General features: G+C 65.3%; 16 protein-coding genes and 1 tRNA gene. 4 read left to right on the top strand and 13 right to left on the bottom strand.

Annotated features, from left to right (window positions below):
* Nucleotides 1-226: 226 nt before the first annotated feature.
* From G557_RS0105180 to G557_RS0105160, 5 genes are all read right to left on the bottom strand, one after another.
* Nucleotides 227-475: a metal-sensitive transcriptional regulator gene (locus G557_RS0105180; protein WP_028245218.1), complete on the bottom strand. Its 249-nt coding sequence runs from the start codon at nt 473-475 to the stop codon at nt 227-229.
* Nucleotides 472-2,139: an FAD-dependent oxidoreductase gene (locus G557_RS0105175; RefSeq protein WP_028245217.1), complete on the bottom strand. Its 1,668-nt coding sequence runs from the start codon at nt 2,137-2,139 to the stop codon at nt 472-474. Before G557_RS0105175 ends, G557_RS0105180 begins: the two co-directional genes overlap by 4 nt.
* 51 nt (nt 2,140-2,190) lie before the next feature.
* On the bottom strand, nt 2,191-2,595 hold the full coding sequence (gene trxA / locus G557_RS0105170; RefSeq protein WP_028245216.1) for a thioredoxin: 405 nt from the start codon (nt 2,593-2,595) through the stop codon (nt 2,191-2,193).
* Nucleotides 2,596-2,808: 213 nt separating this feature from the next.
* Nucleotides 2,809-3,675 carry a universal stress protein gene (locus G557_RS0105165; RefSeq protein ID WP_028245215.1) on the bottom strand — a complete coding sequence of 289 codons (867 nt, stop codon included), beginning with the start codon at nt 3,673-3,675 and terminating at the stop codon, nt 2,809-2,811.
* A 96-nt stretch (nt 3,676-3,771) separates the two neighbouring features.
* Nucleotides 3,772-4,245 (bottom strand): nucleoside deaminase, encoded by a 474-nt coding sequence (locus tag G557_RS0105160; RefSeq protein ID WP_036961455.1) that lies wholly within the window; start codon nt 4,243-4,245, stop codon nt 3,772-3,774.
* A 305-nt stretch (nt 4,246-4,550) separates the two neighbouring features.
* Here G557_RS0105160 and G557_RS11850 point away from each other — a divergent pair, with 305 nt between their 5' ends.
* From G557_RS11850 to G557_RS0105140, 4 genes are all read left to right on the top strand, one after another.
* Nucleotides 4,551-5,204, top strand: coding sequence for a winged helix-turn-helix domain-containing protein (locus G557_RS11850; protein ID WP_084627018.1), 654 nt, complete (start codon nt 4,551-4,553; stop codon nt 5,202-5,204).
* A gap of 434 nt (nt 5,205-5,638) precedes the next feature.
* Nucleotides 5,639-6,820 (top strand): MalY/PatB family protein, encoded by a 1,182-nt coding sequence (locus G557_RS0105150; RefSeq protein ID WP_028245213.1) that lies wholly within the window; start codon nt 5,639-5,641, stop codon nt 6,818-6,820.
* Between the two features lie 25 nt (nt 6,821-6,845).
* Entirely contained in the window at nt 6,846-7,697 is an 852-nt protein-coding gene (locus G557_RS0105145; protein ID WP_051224675.1) for a nitroreductase family protein, read from the top strand.
* Between the two features lie 61 nt (nt 7,698-7,758).
* Complete coding sequence (locus G557_RS0105140) at nt 7,759-10,164, top strand: ATP-binding cassette domain-containing protein (RefSeq protein ID WP_028245211.1); 2,406 nt, start codon at nt 7,759-7,761, stop codon at nt 10,162-10,164.
* Nucleotides 10,165-10,174: 10 nt separating this feature from the next.
* Here G557_RS0105140 and G557_RS0105135 read toward each other — a convergent pair whose 3' ends face one another.
* From G557_RS0105135 to G557_RS0105100, 8 genes are all read right to left on the bottom strand, one after another.
* Nucleotides 10,175-10,693: a hypothetical protein gene (locus tag G557_RS0105135; protein WP_028245210.1), complete on the bottom strand. Its 519-nt coding sequence runs from the start codon at nt 10,691-10,693 to the stop codon at nt 10,175-10,177.
* A 96-nt stretch (nt 10,694-10,789) separates the two neighbouring features.
* Nucleotides 10,790-10,866, bottom strand: a tRNA-Arg gene (locus tag G557_RS0105130).
* 51 nt (nt 10,867-10,917) lie between these two features.
* Nucleotides 10,918-11,844, bottom strand: coding sequence for an FHA domain-containing protein (locus G557_RS13300; RefSeq protein ID WP_028245209.1), 927 nt, complete (start codon nt 11,842-11,844; stop codon nt 10,918-10,920).
* Nucleotides 11,845-11,860: 16 nt separating this feature from the next.
* Nucleotides 11,861-14,341: a transglutaminase family protein gene (locus G557_RS0105120; protein ID WP_028245208.1), complete on the bottom strand. Its 2,481-nt coding sequence runs from the start codon at nt 14,339-14,341 to the stop codon at nt 11,861-11,863.
* On the bottom strand, nt 14,338-15,687 hold the full coding sequence (locus G557_RS0105115) for a DUF58 domain-containing protein (RefSeq protein ID WP_028245207.1): 1,350 nt from the start codon (nt 15,685-15,687) through the stop codon (nt 14,338-14,340). The genes G557_RS0105120 and G557_RS0105115 overlap by 4 nt, the downstream gene beginning before the upstream one ends.
* Entirely contained in the window at nt 15,684-16,658 is a 975-nt protein-coding gene (locus G557_RS0105110; protein ID WP_036961448.1) for an AAA family ATPase, read from the bottom strand. The genes G557_RS0105115 and G557_RS0105110 overlap by 4 nt, the downstream gene beginning before the upstream one ends.
* Before the next feature lie 58 nt (nt 16,659-16,716).
* A complete protein-coding gene (locus G557_RS0105105; protein ID WP_028245205.1) occupies nt 16,717-22,569 on the bottom strand; it encodes an Ig-like domain-containing protein in 5,853 nt (1,950 codons plus the stop codon).
* Nucleotides 22,566-23,675, bottom strand: coding sequence for a serine/threonine-protein kinase (locus G557_RS0105100; RefSeq protein ID WP_028245204.1), 1,110 nt, complete (start codon nt 23,673-23,675; stop codon nt 22,566-22,568). Before G557_RS0105100 ends, G557_RS0105105 begins: the two co-directional genes overlap by 4 nt.
* Nucleotides 23,676-23,744 lie beyond the last annotated feature (69 nt).

Below are 23,744 nucleotides of genomic sequence, written 5' to 3'. Positions count from 1 at the left end.
GTTGCTGCTCTTGCTGCTGCCCTGATCACAGGTGCAACGCTGCGCCTTGGGCACATTGCGCATCACCTGATCGACATGCTGGCCACATCCTGACCACGTCGTCTTGCCGCATTTGGGGCACGTCACTGCATAGCACATACTTTCTAATCTCCATTTTCCGGCGACCGCGGATCGGCCGCCATGCTTCGGTTTCGGCGGATCTCCTCCGCCATGCGCCCATGTCTGCTCAGGCGAGCATCATGAACAGCCTCTCCAGCTCTTCTGGAGTGGTCTCTCCGCCCTCTGCGTCGATCAGGCACTCTTTCATCGCGTTGGCCACGATGGCGTACCCGGCGCGGTCAAGAGCGCTCGAGACGGCAGCCAACTGGGTGACGATGTCTCGGCAGGGGTCACCGGCCTCGACTGCGGTGATCACCGCATCGAGCTGACCGCGAGCCCTGCGCAGCCGATTGAGCACCCGACGTTGCTGCGTCATACCAGCAGCTCCTCGGCGCGTGCTCCGAGTGCCTGGCGCAGCGTGATCATGCCACCCGAGAGGCTGGCAGTGTCGAACCCTGCCTGGGCAAGCACACGATGGGCGATGTACGAGCGAACACCCGACTGGCACATGATGCGCACCGGGCGGCCTGCTGCTGCAGCAGTTACTTCGTCGATGCGGCCGCGCAGCTCGGTGTGGGGAATGTGCAGGGCGCCAGGCAGATGACCGGTCTCCCACTCGTCGTCGCGGCGCACATCGAGCACCAACGCGTCGCGCATGACCTCGTCAACGTCTTGGGCGTACCACAGGCGCAAAGTGCCGTCGAGCACGTTCTCGCCGATCATGCCGGCCATCGTGATGGCATCTTTCGCCGCCCCGAACGGCGGAGCATAGGCGAGATCGAGATCGATCAGCTCGTCAATGCGCATACGTGCGCGAATCGCAGTGGCGAGCACATCGACCCGCTTGTCTGCCCCGTCGCGGCCAACCGCTTGACCCCCGAGAATGCGCCCGTCAGCTTTGGCGAAGTGCACAATCAGATGCACCTCTTCGGCCCCCGGGAACCAGCTGACATGGGAGTACGGGTGCAGATGAATCGTGTGGTACTCGATGCCCGCTGCGTCGAGGCCCGCTCGATTCGCTCCCGTCATGCCAGCAGCCTGACTGCCGACTCGCACGATCGCGGTGCCAAGTGCCGTCGGGATCGGCCGCGCTCGCCCTGGGGTCACGATGTCGTCGGCGACCGCGCGACCGGCTCGGCTGGCCGGCCCAGCCAGTGCCACCGGGCGCCTGGCACCAGTGACCGCATCGGTCGAGAGCACAGCGTCACCAACGGCCCACACGTCGGCGAGATTGGTGCGCCCGTGCTCGTCGGTGATCATGGCGCCACGCTCACAGGCCACACCAGCCTGCTCAAAGACCTGCGTATCGGGGCGCACCCCGACCGAAAGCACGATCAGGTCAGCAGCGATCTCTGTGCCATCGGCAAGCACCACGGTGTCGTGCTGCTCTCCACGCTCGACGCGCTCGGCGGCGACGCCCTCATAAATGTGCACACCAGCACGGCGCAGCTCGTCGGCCACGATCGATGCACTCTCAGTTTCGAGCGGCCCAAGGATGTGCGGCGCAAGTTCCACCACGCTGACCTCAAGCCCCCGGACGGCGAGCGATTCCGCGGCCTCGAGACCGATGAACCCGCCACCGAGCACGACGGCGCGCTTGGCCCCCTCGTCGACCACGGCCTTCATGGCGACCGCGTCATCCACCGTGCGCAATGTCAGTGCCCGTGGAGTATCGATGCCCGGCAGCGGCGGCACAAAGGCCTTGGCACCAGGTGAGAGCACGAGCTTGTCGTAGGCGATGACCTGCTCGCCATCGGGAGTCTGTACGGTGACGGTTTTGCCCTGCGCGTCAACGCCAGTGACGTCGTGGTGCACGCGCACATCGAGGTCAAGCGCCTCACGCAGGGTCTGCGGCGTCTGCACCAGCAGCGAGGCCGAGCGAGGCACTTCACCGCCCACGTGGTAGGGCAGGCCGCAGTTGGCGAATGACACGTGCTCACCGCGTTCGAGCACGATGATCTCAGCCTGCTCGTCGAGCCTTCTTGCGCGGGCTGCGCAGCTCATCCCTCCGGCGACGCCGCCGACGATCACGATTCTCATGGTGTTCTCCCGTTGTCTGTGTGTCTGTGTGTCTGTCTGGGGGTGTGAACGCTACGCTTCGGCTGGCGCGGCCTCGCTCGGTGCGGCACCACGTTCAGCACGCTGCTTCTCGACCTCGGCGCGCACCTCGTTCATGTCGAGCTGCTGCACCGCGGCAATGAGTTTCTCGAGCTGGTCGCCGTTCATCGCGCCCGGCTGGCCGAATACCGGAATGCCCTCGCGGAAGATGATGAGCGTGGGAATCGACGAAACCTGGAACATCCCTGCTAACTGCTGCTCAGCCTCAGTGTCGACCTTGCCGAAGACGATTTCGGGATGCTGCTCTGAAGACTGCTCGAACACCGGGGCGAACATGCGGCACGGCATGCACCAGCCAGCCCAGAAATCGAGCAGCACGATGTCGTTGCCGGTGACGGTCTCTTCGAGGTTTGCCAGGGTGATCTGTGTTGTGCTCATGATGCGAGCATATACCCCCGGGGGTTTTATCGTCCAGGAGTTCGCTCACAGCGGTGTCGCCAAGTGCGGCTCAGAGAGCACGAACCCAGCGTTTCGTGACACCTGTGTGCCCCATCCACGAATTTCGAGCACGCACCATCTCTGGTGACACAGAAGAGGCCGTCGCTCACGCGACGGCCTCTTCTGTGCAACTGCGCCCGACGGGCGCGCGGGTCATGCCTCAGGCAGATCTTCGTCGTTGCGAATGATCACCACCGGCGAGGGGATGTTGTTGAGCACGCCGTGGCTGACCGACCCCAAGAACAGACGGGTCAGACCCTTGCGGCCGCGGTTGCCGACCACAAGCAGCGTGGCGTGTTTGGCAGCCTCGACGATGCCGCGCACCGGCTCGGCTTCGATCAGCTCAGTCTCGACCTTGAGGTTCGGGTGAGCATTGGCCACGAGGTCTTTAGCTCCCTGCAGCACGGCCTTGGCCTCGTTGCGCACCTCTTCGACGATCTGCGCGCTCCACACCACATCGGTGGCCGGCAGCGCGGGGATGGTCCAGGCACTGACGACCTGCAGCGTCTCGCCAATGGCGTCTGCCGCATCAGCAGCGTAGAGCAGAGCCTTCTGCGCAGTGGGGCTGCCGTCGACGGCGACCACAACGCCGTGGCGCTCGCCCAGATCATAGGTCGGCACCACTGCCACCGGCGCATGCGCCGAGGCCGCCAAGCGGATCGGCTTCGACCCGAAGATCACGTTCGGCAGCTTGCTGCCCTTGTGCGTGCCCACCACGATGAGCGAAGCGCCCTTCGACTCCTCTTCGAACACAGCCGTCGGGGTGCCCGGTGCCAGATTGGTGGTGTAGGTGACATCAGGTGCGATGCTCTTGGCGTACTCAAGCTCTTGATCGAGCAGCTTCTGGCCCTGGGCCAGCGCCTCGCTCTCGAACACTGGAGTGTCTGAGAACGGGGTGAGATCGATGACGTAGAACAGCTCAACCGCAGCCCCCTGCTTGGCGGCGTGCTCGACGCCCCAGCGCAGTGCGGCACGTGCCGGCTCTGAACCGTCGACTCCGATGACGATCTTGTTGGTCATTGTGGCCTCTCCTCCATAGTGCTCGAAGGCCTGATCTGCCCTCGAAAGCTTCACAGTCTCAGGCTACCCGTTCACCACGAGGCTCGGCGCGAACGTCTACGATTCGCGACGTTCAGCGAAGAATTCGCGCAGCACCGCACCGGTGGCATCAGCCTCGACTCCACCGATCACCTCGACCTGGTGGTTGAGCCTGCGGTCGCGCAGCAGATCGTGCACAGACCCCGCAGCCCCCGCCTTCTCATCCCACGCCCCGAAGATCACCCGGGGGATGCGCGCCGCCAGAATTGCCCCGGCACACAGCACACAGGGCTCAAGCGTGACGACCAGCGTGGTGTTCGGCAGCTGCCAGCTGTGCCACGCCTCGGCAGCACGCTGAATGGCGAGCACCTCGGCGTGAGCAGTCGGGTCTTGCTTCAACTCGCGCTCGTTGTGGGCCGCCGAGATCACATTGCCCAATGCGTCGATGACCAGCGCCCCTACTGGAACGTCACCGCTCGGCAGCGCGAGCCGGGCCTCGTCAAGCGCTGCGGCCATCCACTGGTCGAACACGGGTGAGGTGGCCAGAGTCACGAGAGATCCTTTTCTTCGGCGGGCGACGGCTGTTCCAAATCTACTCCAGACGGATGCGCGCTCCGGCCGTAACACAACGTCACGCTGTCCCCCTTACGCGGCTGGCATCTTGACCGGGGCGTCACACTCGGCAAAACTGAGTCATATGAGTATCCGTGTCCGCAGTGTCGCCGTCCGCCTCGAGGAGCCCGCCGAGGGCTTTTCGATGATGGCCGCTGCCGACCGCGCATGTCGTCGAATGTGTCGTTGAGTTCACCTCCGCACCTTCCGACATCCGCACTCAGCACCACATCTAAGGAGCCATCATGGCCATTTCATTCGACCACCTCTCATCTACCGGCACCGACACCGCTCATCATGGCGGCGACGCAGCGCACACCGCCGCAGACAACGTCGAGGCCCGCGGCTTCGCCCTTTACGTCGGGCTCGACGAGTTCAGCGCAGCGCAGGCCGGCGTGAGCCTGACGCAGCTGGTCGCCGCACTCAAGCACACTGCCGAAGAGCTCGTGCCCGGCATCAACAGCCACGCCACGGTGGCAATCGCCCCACGCGGCGCAGGCGGCCGCGATGTCGACGTCGTACGTCTCGCCCTGCGCGACCCTGCGGCACAACGCGCCCGCCAGCAGCAGGCTCAACAGCAGGTGCGGCGCAGCGGAGTGGTCATCGACTTCACTCGGCAGCGCGTGCTGGTCGATGGCACCGAGGCACCGCTGACCTACAAAGAGTTCCGCCTGCTCGGGCACCTCGTTGAACACGAAGGCGAGACCGTTCACCGCAACGATCTGCTCTCTGACCTCTGGAACGAAGCCGAAGAGGGCACGCCGAACGAGCGCACCATCGACGTGCACGTGCGACGTCTGCGTTCAAAGCTCGGCAACTACCAAGAGATCGTGCGCACCGTGCGCGGCATCGGCTACCGCTTCGACCGCCACGCAGACGTCACCATCAAGACCAGCTGAAGCACGCGGGCATCGTATATGGCTCGGCGCCAGGCCTTGCCCCGCCAGCACCGGTCGCGTTAGAGTTAAACACATCTTGCGGCGCTTCTGATGACGCCCAAGACGACATGGAAACATGTCGCGCCGTGCTGTGGCGCATTGGCACTCTTCGGAGTGCGGGCCGGCTGCCCTCTTCCCCTGGGGCAGCTGGCTCTTTCCATTCTGCGACCAAACACTCACACTGCCTATGCATCGGCTGCGGCGACAACGCAATGTCCGCGTATCCACCGCAATGTCGGCAGCCCGACGGCGTGTCGTGCAGACCTTGCGCGCATCGTGCCGACATGACGTTCGCAGGATGCGCCCAGGCACCCCTCACTCTCGCAGTCGCCGTCTCAGTCGCACGACGTCACACCGCTGCGCAACAACGGGGTACAGTGCCACAATTGACCCCTATGAGCAGCAACGCCGAACACTGGGATTCCATCACCGTCGAACAGCTGAGGGCTATCCGCGGCCGCAAGTGGTCGCACTACCCAGACGCCCTCGGGGCGTTCATCGCCGAAACCGACTTCGGCACCGCGCCGGCGGTGACCGAGGCTCTGCGTCAAGTCGTCGACACCTCGTACTACGGCTACCTCACCCCTGACCTCACCCAGCGCCTGCGTGAGGCGACTGCGTCATGGCTCGCCGACCGGTACGGCTGGCAGGTTGACCCGCTCAGCGTGCGCCGCCTGCCCGACGTGCTCAGCGGCCTCGAAGTCACTCTCGAGTACTTCACCAAACGCACCGACAGTGCGATCATTCTGCCCACCCCGGCATACATGCCGTTTCTGAGCGTGCCCAAACCGGCCTGGCGGCGCGAGACCATCACCGTGCCCCTGGCTGAGGACGGTGGCCGCTGGAGCCTCGATCTCGACGCGATCGACCGGGCGTTCGCGGCCGGCGGCGAGGTGCTCGTGCTGAGTAATCCGCACAACCCCACCGGCCGGGTCTACACCCGCGACGAGCTGGTCGCACTCTCCGAAGTGGTTGAGCGCCACGGTGGGCGAGTGTTCAGCGACGAAATTCACGCCCCGCTGGTCTACCAGCCGAACCGGCACGTGCCGTACGCGACGGTCAACGAAACTGCCGCATCCCACACCATCACCGCCACCAGCGCATCGAAGGCCTGGAACCTCGCCGGGCTCAAGAGCGCCCAGCTGATTCTCAGTAACGAAGCCGACGCTCGGCACTGGCGCAAGATCGGCTATTGGCCCGAAGACGGGGCAAGCACCATCGGCGTGATCGCCAACACCGCAGCCTACGAGCACGGCCGGCAGTGGCTCGATGACGAGGTGACCTACCTCGACCGCAACCGCCGCCTGCTCACCGACCTGCTCACCCGGCATCTGCCTCAGGCCCGTTTCTACGAGCCTGAGGGCACCTACCTGGCCTGGATCGACCTGCGTGCGTACGATCTGCCCACGCCGCTGTTCGATTTCTTCTTGCACGAGGCTGGGGTTGCCATTACGGATGGCCGGGCAACTGGCCGCGAAGGCGCCGGTTTCATTCGGGTCAATTTCGCCACTCCCACGCCGATTCTGCGTCAGATCGTCGCTCAACTCGGCAACGCCGTCTCGCGGCACCTCGCCTGAGTCGGCACCAGATAGCATTAAGCGCATGAGCGAAGCCCCCGAGAACCCCACTGCTGAGATCACGCCCGAGCAGCTGCGCGAGGTGCTGCACACCCGCTTCGGCACCGACGAAGTGGCGCCATTCTCGGCGATCAACCCGACGATTCTGCGCCAGCTGCAGCATCGCTCGTTGCGCCGATTCAGCGACCGCCCCGTGACCGACGACGAGCTGACCGCCGTGCTCACCGCAGCGCAGGCCGCATCGAACTCGTCGAACCACAACTCGTGGAGCGTTGTGGTGGTGCGCGATCAGGCTCACAAAACTGAGCTCAAACCACTGATCGGCGACCAGCCGTTCATTGACAAGGCCCCCGTGCTGCTGTTCTGGGTGGCTGACCTGTACCGCGCGCATCGACTCGCCGAGCGCGCCGAGCGCCCCACCGTGGGCACTGAGCTGTTCGAGGCCACCCTCGTGTCGTTCATTGATGCCTCGTTGGCCGCGCAGAACGCCGCAGTGGCAGCTGAGTCGCTCGGGCTCGGCATCACCTACATCGGTGGAGCCCGCAATCACCCACTCGAGACCGCAGCCTCGCTGGGGCTACCACCGCACACGGCCGTCGTTTTTGGCATGACGCTGGGCTGGCCCAGCCCGACCGACCGGTCTGGCGTGCGGCCCCGTCCGCCGCAGCGCCTGATCGTGCACCACGAGCGCTACGACACCGACGTGCTCGGCGACCTCGACGCCTACGATCGCACCATCAACGACTTCTTCGCCAGCTACGGTCGCAACTTCGACTGGATCGACTACGTCACTTCCCACTTCTCAAGCGAAGCCGACTTCTATGGCCGTGAGCATCTGCTCGAGCAGATCCGCGACTTAGGCTTTCCAAGCCGCTGATCACCACCGCATCACAGGGATTCGATAGGCTGGAGTTCAGCACATTTCAGGGGGAACACGCATGGCAGCTGTCGACGCGCCGTCACTCACCATCAGCGTTGACGGGCACAGCCATCAGCTGACTCAGTCACAGCAACTCGTGATCGGCCGCGGCGCCGCGGCCGACATTGTGCTGAGCAACCCGCTGATCTCTCGGCGACACCTGCTGATCGGCTTCAAAGATGGCTGGTTCATCGAAGACCTGGGGTCGCGCAACGGCGTGTTCATCGACAGTCAGCGCATCGAACGCCGCGAGGTGACCGGCGACCTGAACGTTCGCCTCGGCGACGCCCATACCGGCCCCTTGCTGCAGCTGCATCTGCTCGGCACACCGGTCGCACCGGCGGCTCCACCGCGCCGTCGACCAGTGCCCCCTCCCGTCACCGACACCGGCTCGCCACTCACCACCAGCGCACCCCGGCTGCCCGGCAGGCCCCCGGCACGCCCCCGGCCCTCCAGCGCGCCACCAAGTCGCACAGGCATTCCCGTCGGCAACGCTCCGGTAACCATCGGACGGCGCCCCGGTAACAACGTCGTCGTACCAGATCTGTTCACTGCAGTGCAGCACGCACGAATTACTCCCGTGCCCGGCGCCCTCGAAGTGCAGAGCCTCACCTCGCACAACGGCACTTATGTCAACGGTCGCCTGGTAACTCACGCTCGCCTCAATGAGGGCGATACCCTCACCACGGGCAACTCTGACTTCACTGTTGTCGGCAACCACCTCGTCGACGCACATCAGGCTTTTCCGCAGCGCGGCGGGCTCGACGTGTCACATCTGAGCTTCACCGTCGAAGGCGGCAAGAAACTGCTCGATGACATCGACTTCCGTGCACCACGCGGTTCACTGACCGCAGTGATCGGCCCCTCCGGCGCGGGCAAGTCCACGCTGGTCAAGACCATCGCCGGCCTGCAGAAAGCCTCGACCGGCTTGGTCAGCTTCGACGGCTTCGACGTTGACCGGCAGTACGAAATCGCCAAGACCCGCATCGGCATGGTGCCGCAAGACGATGTGATCCACCGTCAGCTGAAGCTGCGCACGGCACTCGAGTACGCCGCACGCCTGCGTTTGGGCAGCGACGTCAGCAAGGCAGAACGCGACGCTCAAGTGCTCAAGGCCGTGGCCCAGCTTGATCTCGAACCACACCTCGACACCCGCATCGACCGCCTGAGCGGCGGACAGCGCAAGCGCGCCTCGGTCGCCATGGAGCTGCTCACCGAACCGTCGCTGCTGATTCTCGATGAACCTACTTCGGGTCTCGATCCGGCGCTCGACCGACAGCTGATGCAGGTGTTCCGAAGGCTGGCCGACGGCGACCGCACAGTGCTGGTCATCACCCACTCGGTGGCCGAGCTCGATTTGTGCGATCAGGTGGTGGTGCTGGTGCCGGGCGGGTCACCTGCCTACATCGGGCATTCGTCACAGGCCGCCTCGCAGTTTGGCACCGACAGCTGGACCGACATCTTTACAATGCTCAAAGATCAGCCGCAGGCCTGCCGCCAGCGCTGGGCTGCACGGCAAGGGCACCGCCCCACACCACAGCTCACTCCGGCAGCGACAACTGAGCCAGGCCCCAAACGCAATTGGTTCCAACAAATCTGGACCCTCGTGCGACGTCAGCTTTCGCTGACCCTCGCTGACCGCGGTTACAGCCTGTTTCTTCTCGCACTGCCGTTCATCATCGGGGCGCTGCCAATCGTCGTGCCCGGCGATCGGGGCCTCACCAGGGTCGAGGACCCAAAGCACATCAGCGAGCCGCAGACGGTGCTCGCACTGCTCATCATCGGCGCGATATTCACTGGCATCTCAATGACCATTCGAGATTTGGTGGGCGAGCGCAGCATCTTCCTGCGCGAACGGGCAGTCAGTCTGCCCTCTTCGGCATACCTTGCCTCGAAAGTGCTGGTCTTCGGCGTGCTCGGCTGGGTGAGTGCTGCAATCATGCTGGGCGTCTATTCGTTCATCAAACCGCTCCCCGAAGGCGACGGCGCCTTGGGACTGCCCCGATGGATCGAAGTGGGCATCGCCCTTGGCGTCACCGTCTCAATCGGAGTGCTGATCGGCTTGGCCATCTCGGCACTGGTCACCTCACAGAACCAGGTCATGCCACTGCTAATCGTTGTGCTGATGTTGCAAATGGTGCTCAACGGCGGCCTGATCGCGCTCACCAGCAACGAGCTGCTCAACTGGGTCTCGTGGGCGATTCCCGCCCGTTGGACGTTCGCTCTCGGTGCGGTGAGCATCGACCTGAACGATCTGACGCACATTGCTGATCCGGCGCAGGCCATGCTGGCCCCAACGCCAGAAGAGGACCCGCTCTGGGAGCCCACCGCCACCCGCTGGTGGACCGCCTTCGGAGTGGTCAACGGCATGGGACTGCTCGCGCTGGCCGTGAGCTGGCTTCGCCTGCGACGCCAGCAGCACTGAGCCCGGGCGACTACGAAGTCGGGTCGATGCGCAGAGCGACCTGTTCTCTCAGGTAGTCGGCAAAGGGCCGTGGGGCCGCCCCTGACTGTCCGCGATCCCACTGCACCATCACCACGCCGTCACGCACCAACAGCGGATTCGCCTCAGTGTCGATGGCATCATGAGCCAAGTCAATCTCAATCGTGTCGTAATTGACCACATCGCCTTCGACGAATGGTCCCTTCCAAGCGAGCAGCTGCACCTCACGGCGCTCTTCAATGGCCACTGCGGTGTTGCGGTGATGGCCTGGCTGCACCGCTCGGGTCGTCACTCCCAGCAGGTGCAAGCGGTCATCTGAGGTCGATATCAGCAGGATGCCCACTCGCCACACACGGCCCAGCGAGACGAAATGCGCGCGGCGGGGCAGCATCCATCGCCGCCCAGCCGGAACAAGACGACCGAGCGCCTCGTCACGCACACCCGAATCGGCGAGTTGTGCGCGTGCCTGTTGCAGCGCCTCTCGTACGCGGCGCAGCTGCTCTTGGTTCATAATGCGCCTCCTCTTGGGGCGGGGTCGCCGTCAGTGGAACAAGTCGAGAGACGAGAATCGCCCCCACCGATGACGGTGAGGGCGATTCTGCCACTGTGGTGCGCCCGAAGGGATTCGAACCCCCGGCCTTCTGATCCGTAGTCAGACGCTCTATCCAGCTGAGCTACGGGCGCATAACAGAGACGATTCTACTCACATTCAGCCGAGAGCACAAACTCTGCCGCTCAGTGCTGCACGGTCAGTTGCAGCCGATACAGGCCGAGTGCGAACGGCCCCTCAAGCGGCGCCGGGCTATTCGGAGTCAGCTCGACTTCGGCATCGGCCGGGCCGGTCGTCACGCCATTGGTCGACTCTAGGTCAGTGATAAACCAGCCACCGTCGATCCACTCCAGTTTGGCATGCGTCTTGGAAATGGTCTTCTCGGCATCGGGGATGCGCACGACCTGAGCCTTGCCCACCAGGCGCCCACGCGGGTTGCGCCCAAGCAGCACGACATCGCTGGTCAGCTCGACACTGTCGCCCGTCTCGAGCACCAACGTTGAAGTCGGGCGGTGGTTGCGCCGTACCAGCACCGTCTTTTCAGAATCGTCGTCTTCAACATCTGCCGAAGTTTCGGCAGCCGGCTCAGGTGCGCGCTCAAAGACCGGAGCGGCGACGGGTTCAGGCTGCGGCTGCGCAACGGGAGCCTCGTTGATGAACCCGGTGTTCTGCGGCTGCACTGGCGCCTCGACCAGGCCCGGAACGGCGTCGATCACTGCAGGCGCAGCCGGTTCGGGCTGCTGCTGCGCGTAGGCGTACTGCTGGTCGACGTATGGGGCTGGCTCGACGGGCGCCGGCTGCGCATAGCCGGCGACCTGTTCGACAGAGACTGCACTCTGCCCCTGCTGCGCTGCCAGCGCCTGCTCGTACTGATTCTGCATCGCCTGGCGCACGGCATCGCCGCCGTACTCCCACAGCCACTCGCGCAGCGGGTCGTCGATATTGTCATTCACCGCGATGATTGGCGCCAGCGCGGGATCTTGCTGCAGCAGCGCTCTGAGCTGCTCGGGCGTTGTCGCGGGGTCGGCAGCCTGATCAGCCAACGAGGGCACTCCAGCGGCATAACCGCCCTGCGCACCAAATGGGTCATTGGGGTATTGGGGATAACTCATCGCTCACCCGCCGACGTCAGTCGGCACCTTTCTCTTGCGTGTGAATCCCCAGGCGAAAGCGCTGAGGAAGTCTGGCAGCAGCTCGAATTCGTTTAATGTAACCAGTAAACGATCGCGGCGACAATCGTGTTCGCCACCGTTGCAGGCGAGTGGCGTCTTTCAGCTGAGCTCGGCGCTCGACCCGCACCAACGCCCAGTACTCTGTGGCCTGCTGTGCAGTCGGCTGATTGCCAGAGAACGCAGCCCAGTCGGCGACCCCCGCAAGATACTCCGCCTGCGGGCTGACTCCCTCGGCAACCGAGCTGCGCGTGGCGGCCAGCGGAATACTCGCACCGCTGTCGACCAGCTGGTCGGTGTATTCGTTCCACCCGCCGACGATCTGCGCCTTGGGTGTGCCGCGACGGCGACGCCAGCGACGCACCGCCTTGGCCAACAGCATGCCCCAGATCGGCAGCGTCAACAGCGCAATCCACCCTGTCCATGTGCCGATGACGCGCAGAATGTGTGCGGCTCTCGCCCATGCCACTGACGAAGACGAACTGTCGTTCGATACCGCGCCGCCGGTCGGATCCTGATCGGGCGGGGTCACCCGATCGGCATTCTGTTGGGCGATTGGCGGGCTGTACTGACGATAGCTGTCCTGGTCGGGGTTCTCGATGAACTTATTGTCGGTGCGCGCCGACGAGTCGAGCGCCACCCACTCGCCATCAGAGGCCAGAATCTCTGCCCACGCGACGACATTCTTGCCCTGCACCCGGCCGTCGACCACATCCGCGCCATAGACCACTCGAGACGGGAAGCCAACCGTACGCGCGATCAGTGCAGAGGCGACGGCGTACTGCTCGTCGTCGCCCACGGTGGCCGCGCATTGTGTGACGGTCGCAGAGCAGTCGAGGTACTCAGGGCTGAGCATAGAGGCGAACAGTGCATCGATGCGCGCACGCGAGTGGCCGGCATCGCTTGCCACGAAGGTGTAGTCATCGGGCAGCCAAGAATCGTCGCCGGTGCTCGGCTGGTCTTTCGAGTGCCCCAAGTAGCTGCGCTGTACGAGCAGAGCAACCAGACGTCGAACCTCACCGACAGTTGCGCCGCCCTCACGATGCCCGTCGACCCACGTGGTCAGGTTCGGCAGCAGATCGTCACTGACCCCGTCGGTTGAACCCACGCCCGGGCCGAGATCGTCGGTCGCGTCGACGTCGGTGGAAGAGTATTCCACGGAGTACGAGTCACCTGAGGCAAGACCCTGCCCGGTCGACCGATCAGCCAGCACGATGCCCGACTGCGCATCACGATTGAAATAGAAGCCCCGACTGAGCTCACCGGAGCTTCCCCCGGCGAACTCAACCTGCTGCACATCGGTTGCCAACGGCAGCCAAACGCCTGAATAACCATCTACCTGCACCTCGACAGTGCCTGTCTCGCCCGTTGTCGCAGAGCCGGCCAGCCGGTAGGGCAAACGCTCGAACGCTGTGCCTGCTGAGGCTGAGTCGGCCGACGTGGTGCGGAACACCTGACCGTCATAAGAGCCGAGCGTCGCGAAACGGATCCGCTGCGGAACATCTCCTGACAAAGTGAGCAACGTCTCGTTATAGCGATCGGCGGTGAAGTACGAGCGGTACGCCGTCAGTGGACTTGCCGACGGGGGGTCGACCTGTTGGGCCTCGACCAGCGAGCGCCCCACGGTTTTCGATGAATCCCCGGTGAGCGCGGGAGTGACGGCGAAGGCGACCAGGGTGGCGACCAGCGCCATCCCCACGCCAAGCCCCGCGCGCCGCGCGCCGGCCGCTCGCGACCCTGCTGCGACACGAGCACCCTGCTGGTCGGAGTAGCCACGCCGAGCCGCGATGCGCGCACGCCGTACCCGCCAAATCGGCCAGGCCAGCAAAACTCCCAGTCCAAGCAGGCCGAAAAGCATCTCAAGTGGTGCACCGATCGTTCGCCCGAAGAGGCTGATCGACATGACCGCAGATTTCGGGCCAAAGATGGTCGGAAACAGCAGAGCGACCCCGAGCACGACAATGGCCAGACCCCAGAGTTGGGGCACACGGTAGGTGAACACCACAGCCAGTAGCGCGGCCACGTAGAGAGTGATGAACAGGGGCAGCTGTGTGCCCGAGTAGTCGCCCACTGGCAGCGTGAGCGTAAGCAGGTCTTTCCATGCGGTGATGGGCCCCGAAAGCACCTGCAGCACACCCTCGAGCAGTGACCCCGGCAGCGCCGAGAAGCTCGACGGCACGGCGGTCAGCAGCCCGATGATGACATACCCCGCGAGGCCCAGCCCAACCGCGTGCAGCGCATGCAGTTTGCGCACCACGATGGTGAGCCCCACGGCGAGGCCAGCAAGGATGCCCCCGGCCGCTGCGAGCGCCATAGTCGCCTTTTGGTAGATGGGCCAGGCGCCCACCGCCGCCAGTGCGAGCACGATGACGAACAGTACCAGCGTGCCGGCCAGTGCCGGCAGTGCGCCGAGTCGGTCTGCGAGTGATCTGCGACTCATGACTGCACCACCCTCGACATCAGGTGGGTGAGGTCGTCGAGTGCGCCGAGTGTGAACACGGTCAGATCGCCCACCTGGCGAACGCCGGGCTCGGCGTCGAGATCGACGCGAACGATCACGACTGCGGTGTCAAAGTCGAAGCGGTGGGCGACCAGCTGCAGATCAGCGAGCGTCATCGATGACCCGCACACCAAGAAGGCCAGAGACAGCCCGTCGATCTCGTGCGCTGCGAGGGTGGCCACCTGGTCGAGCGACATCTTGCGTTCTGATGAGTCAACGCCGCTGAAATCGTTGAGCAGCAGCTGAGGGTTGAACGTGGCCAGACGGCGAGCCGATCGCACGATCTTGCGCGCTGCCTCGGGAACGTCGTCGCTGACGACGACCTCAACTTCACGGCGATCGCGAATCAGACGCACCCCGATCGAGGCCGCGGCGCTGACGGCGAGCTCGAATTCGTCGGCTTCGGCGTACTCTGGCTCGGCCAGCCCCAAGAGCACACAGATCTTCGAGCGCCGCGACTCTTCATACTGACGCACCATCAGGGTGCCGGTCTTGGCCGATGACTTCCAGTGCACGTTTCGCGGCGCATCACCGGGCTGGTATTGCCGGATCGCGTGGAATGAGATGTCGTCACTGACTAGGGTGGCCGAGGGGATGCCCTCGAGGTCGCGCAGAAAACCGCCATTGGTGGTCGGCAGCGTGACGGTCTTCGGATGCACGTAAAGCACATGCTTCTTCGACCACACTACGATGCGGTGCAGCAGACCGATGGGGTCGCCGCGCACTGAGCGCACTGGGCCCACATCGATCACGCCACGACGCTGCGCCGGAATGGCCAGCTGCTCACGATGGCCCGCACCGGGCAGCAGCAGCGGTACCGCAGCCTCCGCCAGCGCATCGCCGATGGGAATCTCGACGCGCCCTGGCAGCGCCGGGTGTTTAGAGACGTTGCGCACCGCGATGTCCCCGGTGACGTGTTCACCGGCGACCACATGGTCTTCGAGCACGCCCAAGTCAACCTCGTAGGCGTTGGCTCCGAAGAGAAACAGGGCTGCGATGAGCAAAAGCACGGCAGCGGCGATGCCGGCAGCAAGCCATTCGGGCAACCCCAAAGCGAGCCCCAGCGCAACGCCGGTGACGGCGACAACTGCCGCGACCCATCCACCGGCGGTGATCGTCTTGACCGACCAGCTCGCCGCACGACGCAGAGCAGACCACACCACGGTCTGCCCGCGCGCACCGGCCAGCGCCAGCCGTGCCCGCACCCGGCCCGAACGGGAGGTGTGCGAGATGCTGGTGATGGTCTCGGTGCGCGTACGTGCGCGCGAACTGGTGTCGAAGCTCACTGCTGTGCAACCCCCGCAACCGGCGGCTCAACGTCGAGCAGAATCTGGCCGACGACCGACTCGGCGGTGACCCCGTCAAACTCGGCCTCGGGATCGAGAATCAGGCGGTGGGCCAGCACCGGAACCGCCAGAGCCCGCACGTCATCGGGAGTGACGTAGTTGCGCCCGTGGGCGATGGCCCAAGTGCGAGCGGTGTTGGTCAGCGCGATGGCACCGCGCACGCTCGCGCCGAGCCTGGTCTGCTTGGCGTCGCGGGTGGCCTCGATGAGCCGCGTGATGTAGTCGATGAGCACCGAGTCGATGAACACTCCACGCACCAAGTCGATCATGCCCAGCAGCGCCTTCGGCGCGATGACCTCGGCGATGTCGCTGGTGGTCAGGGCCGAGCCCTCAAGAATGCGTCGGGTGGCCGCCGCGTCGGGGTAGCCCAGTGAGGTCTTGAGCAAGAAGCGATCGAGCTGAGCCTCGGGCAGGCGGTACGTACCGGCCTGCTCGACTGGGTTCTGTGTGGCGATCACCAGAAATGGCTTTTCGACGGGGCGGGTGACGCCGTCAACGGTGACCTGGCCCTCTTCCATCACCTCAAGCAGTGCCGACTGCGTCTTGGGCGAGGCGCGGTTGATCTCGTCGGCGAGCACCACGTTGGCGAAGATCGGCCCGGGATGAAACTCGAACTCGCCGCGCTTCTGGTCGTAGACGCTGATGCCGGTGATGTCACCTGGCAACAGATCAGGAGTGAACTGGATGCGCGATGAGCTGCCCTGCACGGTGCGCGAGATTGCTCGTGCCAGCGCCGTCTTGCCGGTGCCGGGCACGTCTTCGAGCAGCAGGTGGCCACGGCTGAGCAATGCGGTGAAAGCGAGCTCGACGACGTGGCGCTTGCCGACGATGGCCTGCTCGACATTGTCGACCAGACGACCGAAGGTGTCGCCGAACCACGCGGTCTGCTCGGCGGTGATGCTGCTGCTCATGTGTGTGCTCCTTCTGATGGATGCGGTGGTGCGGCTGGCTGCGATGGTCTCGGCCGGGTCATGGCGAGGTCTCGGCTCCGGGGTCGGCTGGGTCGGGGTCGGCTGGTGCCGCGTATTCACTGGTGGTGAGAGTGAAGGTCCTCGTCTGCCCGTTTCCCTCAGCCAAGTCGCTCGTGAACGTGACCGTCCATTCAAAGGTGTAGGTCGCATCCGTGTTCGGCAGAGCGACCGACGATGAACCGTCTGGGACAGACTGCCACGATCCGGAGGCCTTCTTGTACCTGATGGTGATGTCGTAATCACTCGAGTCGGCATTCACCGTCGGCTGCTGCGGGAGTGCGAACGTCCAGTCAGCGGAGTCGGTGAAGACGTGATCGGCCTGGTTGACCCACTGGCCGCCGGAGACGGAGAACAGGTACCGTGGCGTGCCGCTCGACTCGGCCTGGTACGTCTGAGCATCCTCAGTGCCGTCGGAGAACCGCCACCGGTAGGAGACGTGCTGGTCACCCTTGGTGGGCTGGGCAGCCCCGACAAGAATGGCGGTGAAGCCCTCATGCTGAGTGTTGACGAGCTGCGCACTCGACCCATCGGTCGTCACTGTGTACTTCACCTCGGGGTTGTCCCCCGGGAAGGTGATCGGCGTCGCAGTGACCTCGTTCGAGCGCTGGGGCTCCGTCCACGGCCCGGAGGCGCCCCCCGGGTCCGTCGCCCACACCGACATCGTGATGGTGTTGACCTGGTTGACCACGACTCCATCGCTCTCACCGAACGTCACGGAGCCGCAGGAGGTCGACGAGGCCTCCGCACCGTTCACCGTCCAGCTGCAGTGCAGATCGCCGCCCTTCGGTGTGACGGTCGGCGTCACGGTGATGGTGTTCGACGTGGTGCCCGACACGACGAGAGCGGCGCTCGGATTTCCGATGCCGTAGGCGGTGGCAGTGGTCACACCCGGAGTGTTGCCCGGCTGCTGTCGCACCACCGGCGGCAGATCCCGCGCCTTCGCAGTCACCGTGACCTGCGTCGAGGCGTTGTTCACCGCGATGTTCTCGACCGAGCCGCCACCGCCGGGAAGCGTCTTCGCGCCGCCCGCCTCAGTGGTCACCTCGATGCTCGCCGCGTCGCCACTGCCGGTCACCGTGAACGACGCCGTGCCATCACCGGTGGGGATCGGAGTGCTCACTACTGGCGCATCGGGTGCACGATAGGCGAAGGTCGTGACCGACGCCGTCTCGCGGGACTGCCCCACCGCGTTGACCGCGGCCACGGTGAAGGTCGTGCTCTCGAAGTTGGCGAGCCCGCCGATCTGGCAGGTGCCGCTGACCGGGCAGGTGGTCGAGCCTCCGCTCCAGGTCACCGCGAAGCCGGTGACCGCCGGCACGCTGAGCGTCTCGCTCTGCTGCGGCGCCAGGGTCACGGTGCCGTCGCCCACGGTGTCGACGGTGACGCTCGGCTTGTTGGGGCGCGCCTGGTAGTTCACCTCGATGCGGCCGGTGCCGACATTGCCCTGGGCGTCACGCACCTCGTAGCTGCCGGTCTTGACGCCGCCAGCGGTGTTCGCCGCGATCGACACCGAGATGCCGGAGCCCGAGACCGTGCCGGTGACCCCTTCACTGCCCGCGAAATCGACCCCGGTGAGCGTCAGGGGAGTGTACTTGCTGGTGGAGGCGTTGCCCGCGAGCGCCTCCTCGGTGCCCTGCACCGAGGCGCCGTCTCCCTCGGAGAGATCCAGGCTCAGCGCGATCGGGGACAGCGTGGTGCGCGGCAGCACACCAACCTGCACGGTGAGCGTGGCCGAGGGCTTCGGGTCGAACGACGGCGAGACGATCGTCGCCTCGAAGGAGACGATCTGCCCCTGCTGCGCGTCGGGGGCCGCGGTCAGCGTGACCTGGCCGCCCTGGCAGCTGACCGTGATGGGACCGGAGGGGCTCGTGCACGTGTACTGCAGCTGCGACTTGTCGAGCGACCACTCGGTGACGTCCTGCAGCGAGACCGTCTGCGTGGTGGCCGGGTCGACCACGGCGATCTGCTGCGAGCGCAGCACCGGGGGCGGATCGTCGAGGTTGACGTTGATCGGCAGGTACAGCGTGGTCTTGGTGTCGTCTTGGCCCGACCACTGCACCTCGACGGAGCAGCCGTCGGTGGCGGCCTGGCCCTTGGCCGACTGATAGGTGACCTTGGTGCCCGACACCGAGCAGGAGGCCTCTGGCCGCGTGCCCGAGCTCTTGGCGCTGTTGACCTGCAGCGAGCGCCCAGAGAGGCTCACCACCTCGTCGTTGAGCGAGATGTCGAGCTGCGAGTTCTCATCGACCTCGTAGGTCTTGGAGAGCGACTTCAGCTGCGGCCGCAGTGAGCTCTTCTTGGGCACCTTGACGAATGCCCAGGTCTTGGGAGCATCATCACCTCCGTCTGCCACGGCAACCTGCACCGCGATGGTCTGCCGATTGTCGGTCAGTGAGCCAGAGACGACCGAACCGTCGAGATTGATTCCGCTGGGTGCGTTGCGCAGAGTGGTCTTGAGTTCTGCGCCCGACCAGACAAGCTTGTCGGCGAGCACATCGACGGCAAAACGGTCGCCATCGATGTCTGAGCCACCCACGTTCGAGTCGACCAACACCGGGTAGGTGGGCAGCGCATCGTTGGTGACGTTGAGCACGATCGACCCCACCGCCGTCGCCCCGCCAGAGCTGCGCACCGTGTATTTGTAGACCGTTTTGCCCAGTTGATCGGTGGGGAGCGTGACGGTGTTGTCGTCGACGTCGAGCTCGACCGGGTCGGAGTCGGTGGCCAGCTGTGAGACCACCTGCACCACGTTGGTCACCTCAAGCTGTTCGTCACCGATGCGTGTGTCGTTGAGCGTGGGATTCACTGCTACATCGGCTTGACCGGGAGCGGCTTCGACGTAGTCGTTGTAGGCCACCGGAGAGACACTCGCACCGGTGATCACTCCGACGCGCAGATGAGCCGATGCCGTCGCCCCGCGAGAGTCGGCAACGGTGTAGTCAAACTCGATCGGACCTTGTTCGGTCGACGAGATCACTTGGATGCGCCCGTCGGAAGTGACCTGCGCAGAACCGTTGACTGCCGGCTGGGTTACCCCGACCACGGTGACCTCGTCACCGTCGGGATCGACACCTGCAGTGGGAACAGTGATAACCGTCGACTCTCCAGAGACCACCCTGCGGTCGAGGTCAACCGGCTGCGGAGACTGGTTGCCATCACCCGAAGTGACCTGAACGTTGACGGTGCCGAGCGACCCCTCACCGGGATGCCCTGCCGAATAGACCCGGTAGCTCAAGGTGTAGCTGCCCGGTTCGTCGGTCGCCAGATAACGCAGCACCGAGCCGGAGGGGAAGGCCAGCCCGGGCAGATCGTCGGTGGTCTGCCGCGGATCGAGCATGAGTGTGGCACCAGCCGGGGCCACATCGTTGTCGAGCACGGGAATGTCGATCTGGGCCCCGGCTCGCACAGTAATCTGATCGGCGACCGCCACCGGCTGCGTCGACGACTTCTCGTCGAGCTGGAAGACAGTAGCCTGACCGATCACAGACTGGTCGCCTGAAGACACCGTGTACTTAAACGTGCCAATGCGCCCCGCCGCCCCGTCATGGGTCTGACCGCTGACCCGCAGGGTGCTGCCGTTGACCACGTTGGCGCTCAGGGCATCTTGCGTATCGGTCAGCTCGAAGGCGGTGGCCTCGCCCAAAATGAGCACCCCGCCAGACGGGTTGACAACAGCACTGAACGGATCGATAGTGACGTCTTCATCTTGTCGCAAAAAGACTGTGATTGGAGCCGTGCTCAACGGCTGTGATGCCTCGACCGCCGTGACGAGCAGGGTCGCCGTCGCCGTGCTCGAGCCCGAGGTGACCTCGTAGGTGATCGGGTACATACCCGCTGAGATCGCCGTGACATTCACCGTCAGCGAGGTGTCGTTGGCAACCACACTGACGTCGCCCTGCTGTGCTTCGGCGACGCTGGCGCGCGACAGGGTGGCGCGCGACGAGGTGACGTCTCCGCCGCTGATGCCGCTGACATGGTCGCTCAGATCGATGTCAACAGCCTCACCGACGGTCACCGCCTTTGAGAACGAACCCGCCTTAAGCAGAGGGCTGTCGGTGACCGTCACCACGACATCTCGTGTCGCCACGCCGCCACGGCCATCGGTAACCTGCAGTGTGATCGTGACTCGACCCTGCTCTTGATCGGCGTCGGCTTTATAGGCCACCGTGCCATCGGAGGTAGCCGCAGCAACACCCTGCGACGCAGTCGCCGAGAGTACGTACACGGGGTCGCCATCAGGATCGACCCACCCGGTGAGACCGTTGAAACGCAGGCTGCCGCCCTGCGACACCTGCAGGTTGGTCAGCGACTGATCATTCGGCGCACGGTATACGGGGGCCTCGTTCTGCGATTCCGGATGCACCTCGATAGTGGCCTCGCCACTCACTCGGCAATCTGAGCCATCGGTCAGCACATATGAGACCGTGCCCGAGCCACTGGTCGCAGTTGCGTCGACCGACAGTGCCTGGCCGTCACCGACGACGCCGAGCGTGCCGAGCGACGCCCCCTGCCAGGCCGGAGCGCTGGCATCGGTGGCGAGGGCGAGCACATCCTGCCGGTTGGCGTCTGTGGCGCCCACCAGCACCGGTACGTTGGTCAGCTGCCCCGGGCGCACGCCGAACACGGCGTTGTCGCCGCTGGCCGGCACGGGGCAGACGTTCTGCAGGGCGTCCTGCGTCTGCTCTGCATCGGCGGCCTGGAGCACCTGCTCATCGGTCGTCCAAGTCTCGGAGGAGGGCACGAACACCCACTGGTCGCCCTCGCGCTGCCACACCAGCCCTGAGGACACGTCGTTGAGCACGATCGAGCCTCGGTTCTCGCGCACCACCAGCTGCGAGGTGGACGATGAGGCCGACGTCGGAAGCTCGAGCGACTCGGCCGCCTGCCCGCACACCGAGGCGGAGGCGGCGGAACCAGAGCCCCAGGCCGCGTACACGCAGCCGTCGACCCAGGTCGGCTGTGCCGGAGTGCCGGAGGCCTCGACCGCGTAATCGCCCGCCGATCCGTCGGCGCGATAGGAGTGCAGCCCGTCGGCATCGCTGACCACCAGCTGCTCGGCGCTCGACGACGCCCGGGCCAGGCGGGCCTCGGCGCCGAGATCCGCGGAGACCTCCGCACCGTCGATCCAGAGGGCGGAGGAGGAGTCGCCGCGCACGAGCAGCGCCCAGTGCGCCCCGAAGGTCGACAGGGTGACGTTCTCGACCGCACCTGGCCCGTCGACGCTCTCGCGCGAGGTCTCCTTCGACTCGGTCACGTCATAGGTCACCAGTTCACCGCGGTCGTTGTAGCCGGTGAGCGTGCCCTCGTCGTCGACGGCACCGGCGACGAACTTCTCTGCGGCGTCGTCGGTGCTGACATTGATCTGCGTCGGAGAGAGGCCGGAGGCCAGATCGGCGATCGACTCCGCGCCTAGCGCGCCCGAGGACTGGTTGAGAAATGCCGCGTATGCGCCGGACGTGATGATCTGATCGGCCTCGAGCGGTGCGGACTGCGCCTCTTCGGGGTCGGTGAACGTCTGCGGATTCGCCGGATCGACCACCGCGATCTTCTGCTGGTCGCTGTAGAGCACCACGTTCGAATCGTCCTGAAGCACACCGGCGATCTTGAAGTCGGCCGAACTGCCACTGCGCACCGTCTCGAGCTCGGTGACATCGGTGTTGACCGCCGCATACGACGGGCCCTTGCCGTTGACCGCCCACACCGTGGGGTTGTGCAGCTGGGTCTGCTGGGTCTGCACGCCCTGGGAGATCACCGCGGCGACCACGACGAGCGCGACGACGAGCAGGGCGGCGACCCACGCCGTCCACCGGCTGCTGAGCAGCCCGCGCACCTGCTGAAGCCTGGGGTTCATCGAACGAGCCACAGCGTCACCCCCACCGCCAGTGCCACCAGGCCGACCGTGGCCACCGCCCACAGCCACACTCGCGAGCCGTGCGCGGGGCGCGACTGCTCGTCACTCGAGGTCAGGTCTCGCACGGTGGCCCCATGCCTGCGTCGAGAACCGGGCTGAGCGACCTCGCTGCGCGCGGGGCCGCGCAGCGCCGCGTCGCCGAACCCCAGCGGGGCGCCCGCACCGGCCCACTCCTGAGAGGCCACCTCGAGCGGCGTCGCGGGCAGCCCCACCTGCTGCTGCGCGAGCTGCAGCTGCTGGGCGAACTCGAGAGCGCTGCGCTGCCGTTGGGCCGGGTCGACCGACATCGACCGCCACAGCACGTCTCGCACCGGCTGCGGCACATCAGTGCGCTCGAGCGGAGTGATGCGACCCTTGGCGATGCGTGCCTTGAGCTGCGCCGTGGAGTTCTTGCCCGAACCGGGGATCTCGAATGGGGAGTGCCCGGCGAGCAGCGAATAGACCGTGGCCCCGAGCGACCACACCTCTGAGGCGATGGTGCCCGTGGTCTGCTCGGTGACCACCTCGGGCGCGCTCCACGGCACCGACATGGCGAACACGTCGCTGGCGTTACGGCCCGACAGCGAGGTGGCGATGCCGAAGTCGGCGAGCACGGGTGTGCCGAACGAGGTGTAGAGGATGTTGGACGGCTTGATGTCGCGATGCAGCACCCCGGCACGATGCGCCGTCTCAAGGGCCGACCCCAGGCGCACGCCGATGTCGAGCACCGTCTGCAGCGGCAGCACCTGCCTGCGGTAGGCGGGCGAGACCCCGGTGGGGCAGAACTCGGTGACCAGATACGGCCGCCCGTCGGGGGCGACGCCGGCCTGGTACACGTTGAGGATCGAGGGGTGCGAGCTCAGCCGGGCCATGACATCGGCCTCGGCGTTGAACATGCGCACCACGTCGTCATCGACGACGTCGGTGATCAGCACCTTCACCGCGACGGAGCGCCGCGGCATGTTCTGCTCATAGAGGTAGACGTCGGCGAAGCCACCAGTGCCGAGCGGCCGCACCACGGTGTAGCCGGGCAGCGTCGGAGCGGGAGCCGGCAGTCGCTTGGCCATGGCGCTCCTCCCCCTGACGGCATACGCCGCGTCGATCACGTCGCAAACGTCATGATTCTAGGGCATATT

Origin of the sequence: Pseudoclavibacter soli DSM 23366 (assembly GCF_000423505.1) — a bacterium.
Taxonomy (GTDB): domain Bacteria; phylum Actinomycetota; class Actinomycetes; order Actinomycetales; family Microbacteriaceae; genus Pseudoclavibacter_A; species Pseudoclavibacter_A soli.
The sequence above is the reverse complement of the archived record's forward strand: the minus strand, read 5'-3'. Positions and strand labels throughout refer to the sequence as shown.

Bases quoted from the DNA above. Each gene is read 5' to 3' on its own strand.
- G557_RS0105165 (WP_028245215.1), bottom strand. From the start codon at position 3,675: ATGACCAACAAGATCGTCATCGGAGTCGACGGTTCAGAGCCGGCACGT.
- G557_RS13300 (WP_028245209.1), bottom strand. From the start codon at position 11,844: ATGAGTTATCCCCAATACCCCAATGACCCATTTGGTGCGCAGGGCGGT.
- trxA (WP_028245216.1), bottom strand. From the start codon at position 2,595: ATGAGCACAACACAGATCACCCTGGCAAACCTCGAAGAGACCGTCACC.
- G557_RS0105135 (WP_028245210.1), bottom strand. From the start codon at position 10,693: ATGAACCAAGAGCAGCTGCGCCGCGTACGAGAGGCGCTGCAACAGGCA.
- G557_RS0105100 (WP_028245204.1), bottom strand. From the start codon at position 23,675: ATGGCCAAGCGACTGCCGGCTCCCGCTCCGACGCTGCCCGGCTACACC.
- G557_RS11850 (WP_084627018.1), top strand. From the start codon at position 4,551: ATGGCCATTTCATTCGACCACCTCTCATCTACCGGCACCGACACCGCT.
- G557_RS0105175 (WP_028245217.1), bottom strand. From the start codon at position 2,139: ATGAGAATCGTGATCGTCGGCGGCGTCGCCGGAGGGATGAGCTGCGCA.
- G557_RS0105140 (WP_028245211.1), top strand. From the start codon at position 7,759: ATGGCAGCTGTCGACGCGCCGTCACTCACCATCAGCGTTGACGGGCAC.
- G557_RS0105110 (WP_036961448.1), bottom strand. From the start codon at position 16,658: ATGAGCAGCAGCATCACCGCCGAGCAGACCGCGTGGTTCGGCGACACC.
- G557_RS0105180 (WP_028245218.1), bottom strand. From the start codon at position 475: ATGACGCAGCAACGTCGGGTGCTCAATCGGCTGCGCAGGGCTCGCGGT.
- G557_RS0105150 (WP_028245213.1), top strand. From the start codon at position 5,639: ATGAGCAGCAACGCCGAACACTGGGATTCCATCACCGTCGAACAGCTG.
- G557_RS0105120 (WP_028245208.1), bottom strand. From the start codon at position 14,341: ATGAGTCGCAGATCACTCGCAGACCGACTCGGCGCACTGCCGGCACTG.
- G557_RS0105105 (WP_028245205.1), bottom strand. From the start codon at position 22,569: ATGAACCCCAGGCTTCAGCAGGTGCGCGGGCTGCTCAGCAGCCGGTGG.
- G557_RS0105145 (WP_051224675.1), top strand. From the start codon at position 6,846: ATGAGCGAAGCCCCCGAGAACCCCACTGCTGAGATCACGCCCGAGCAG.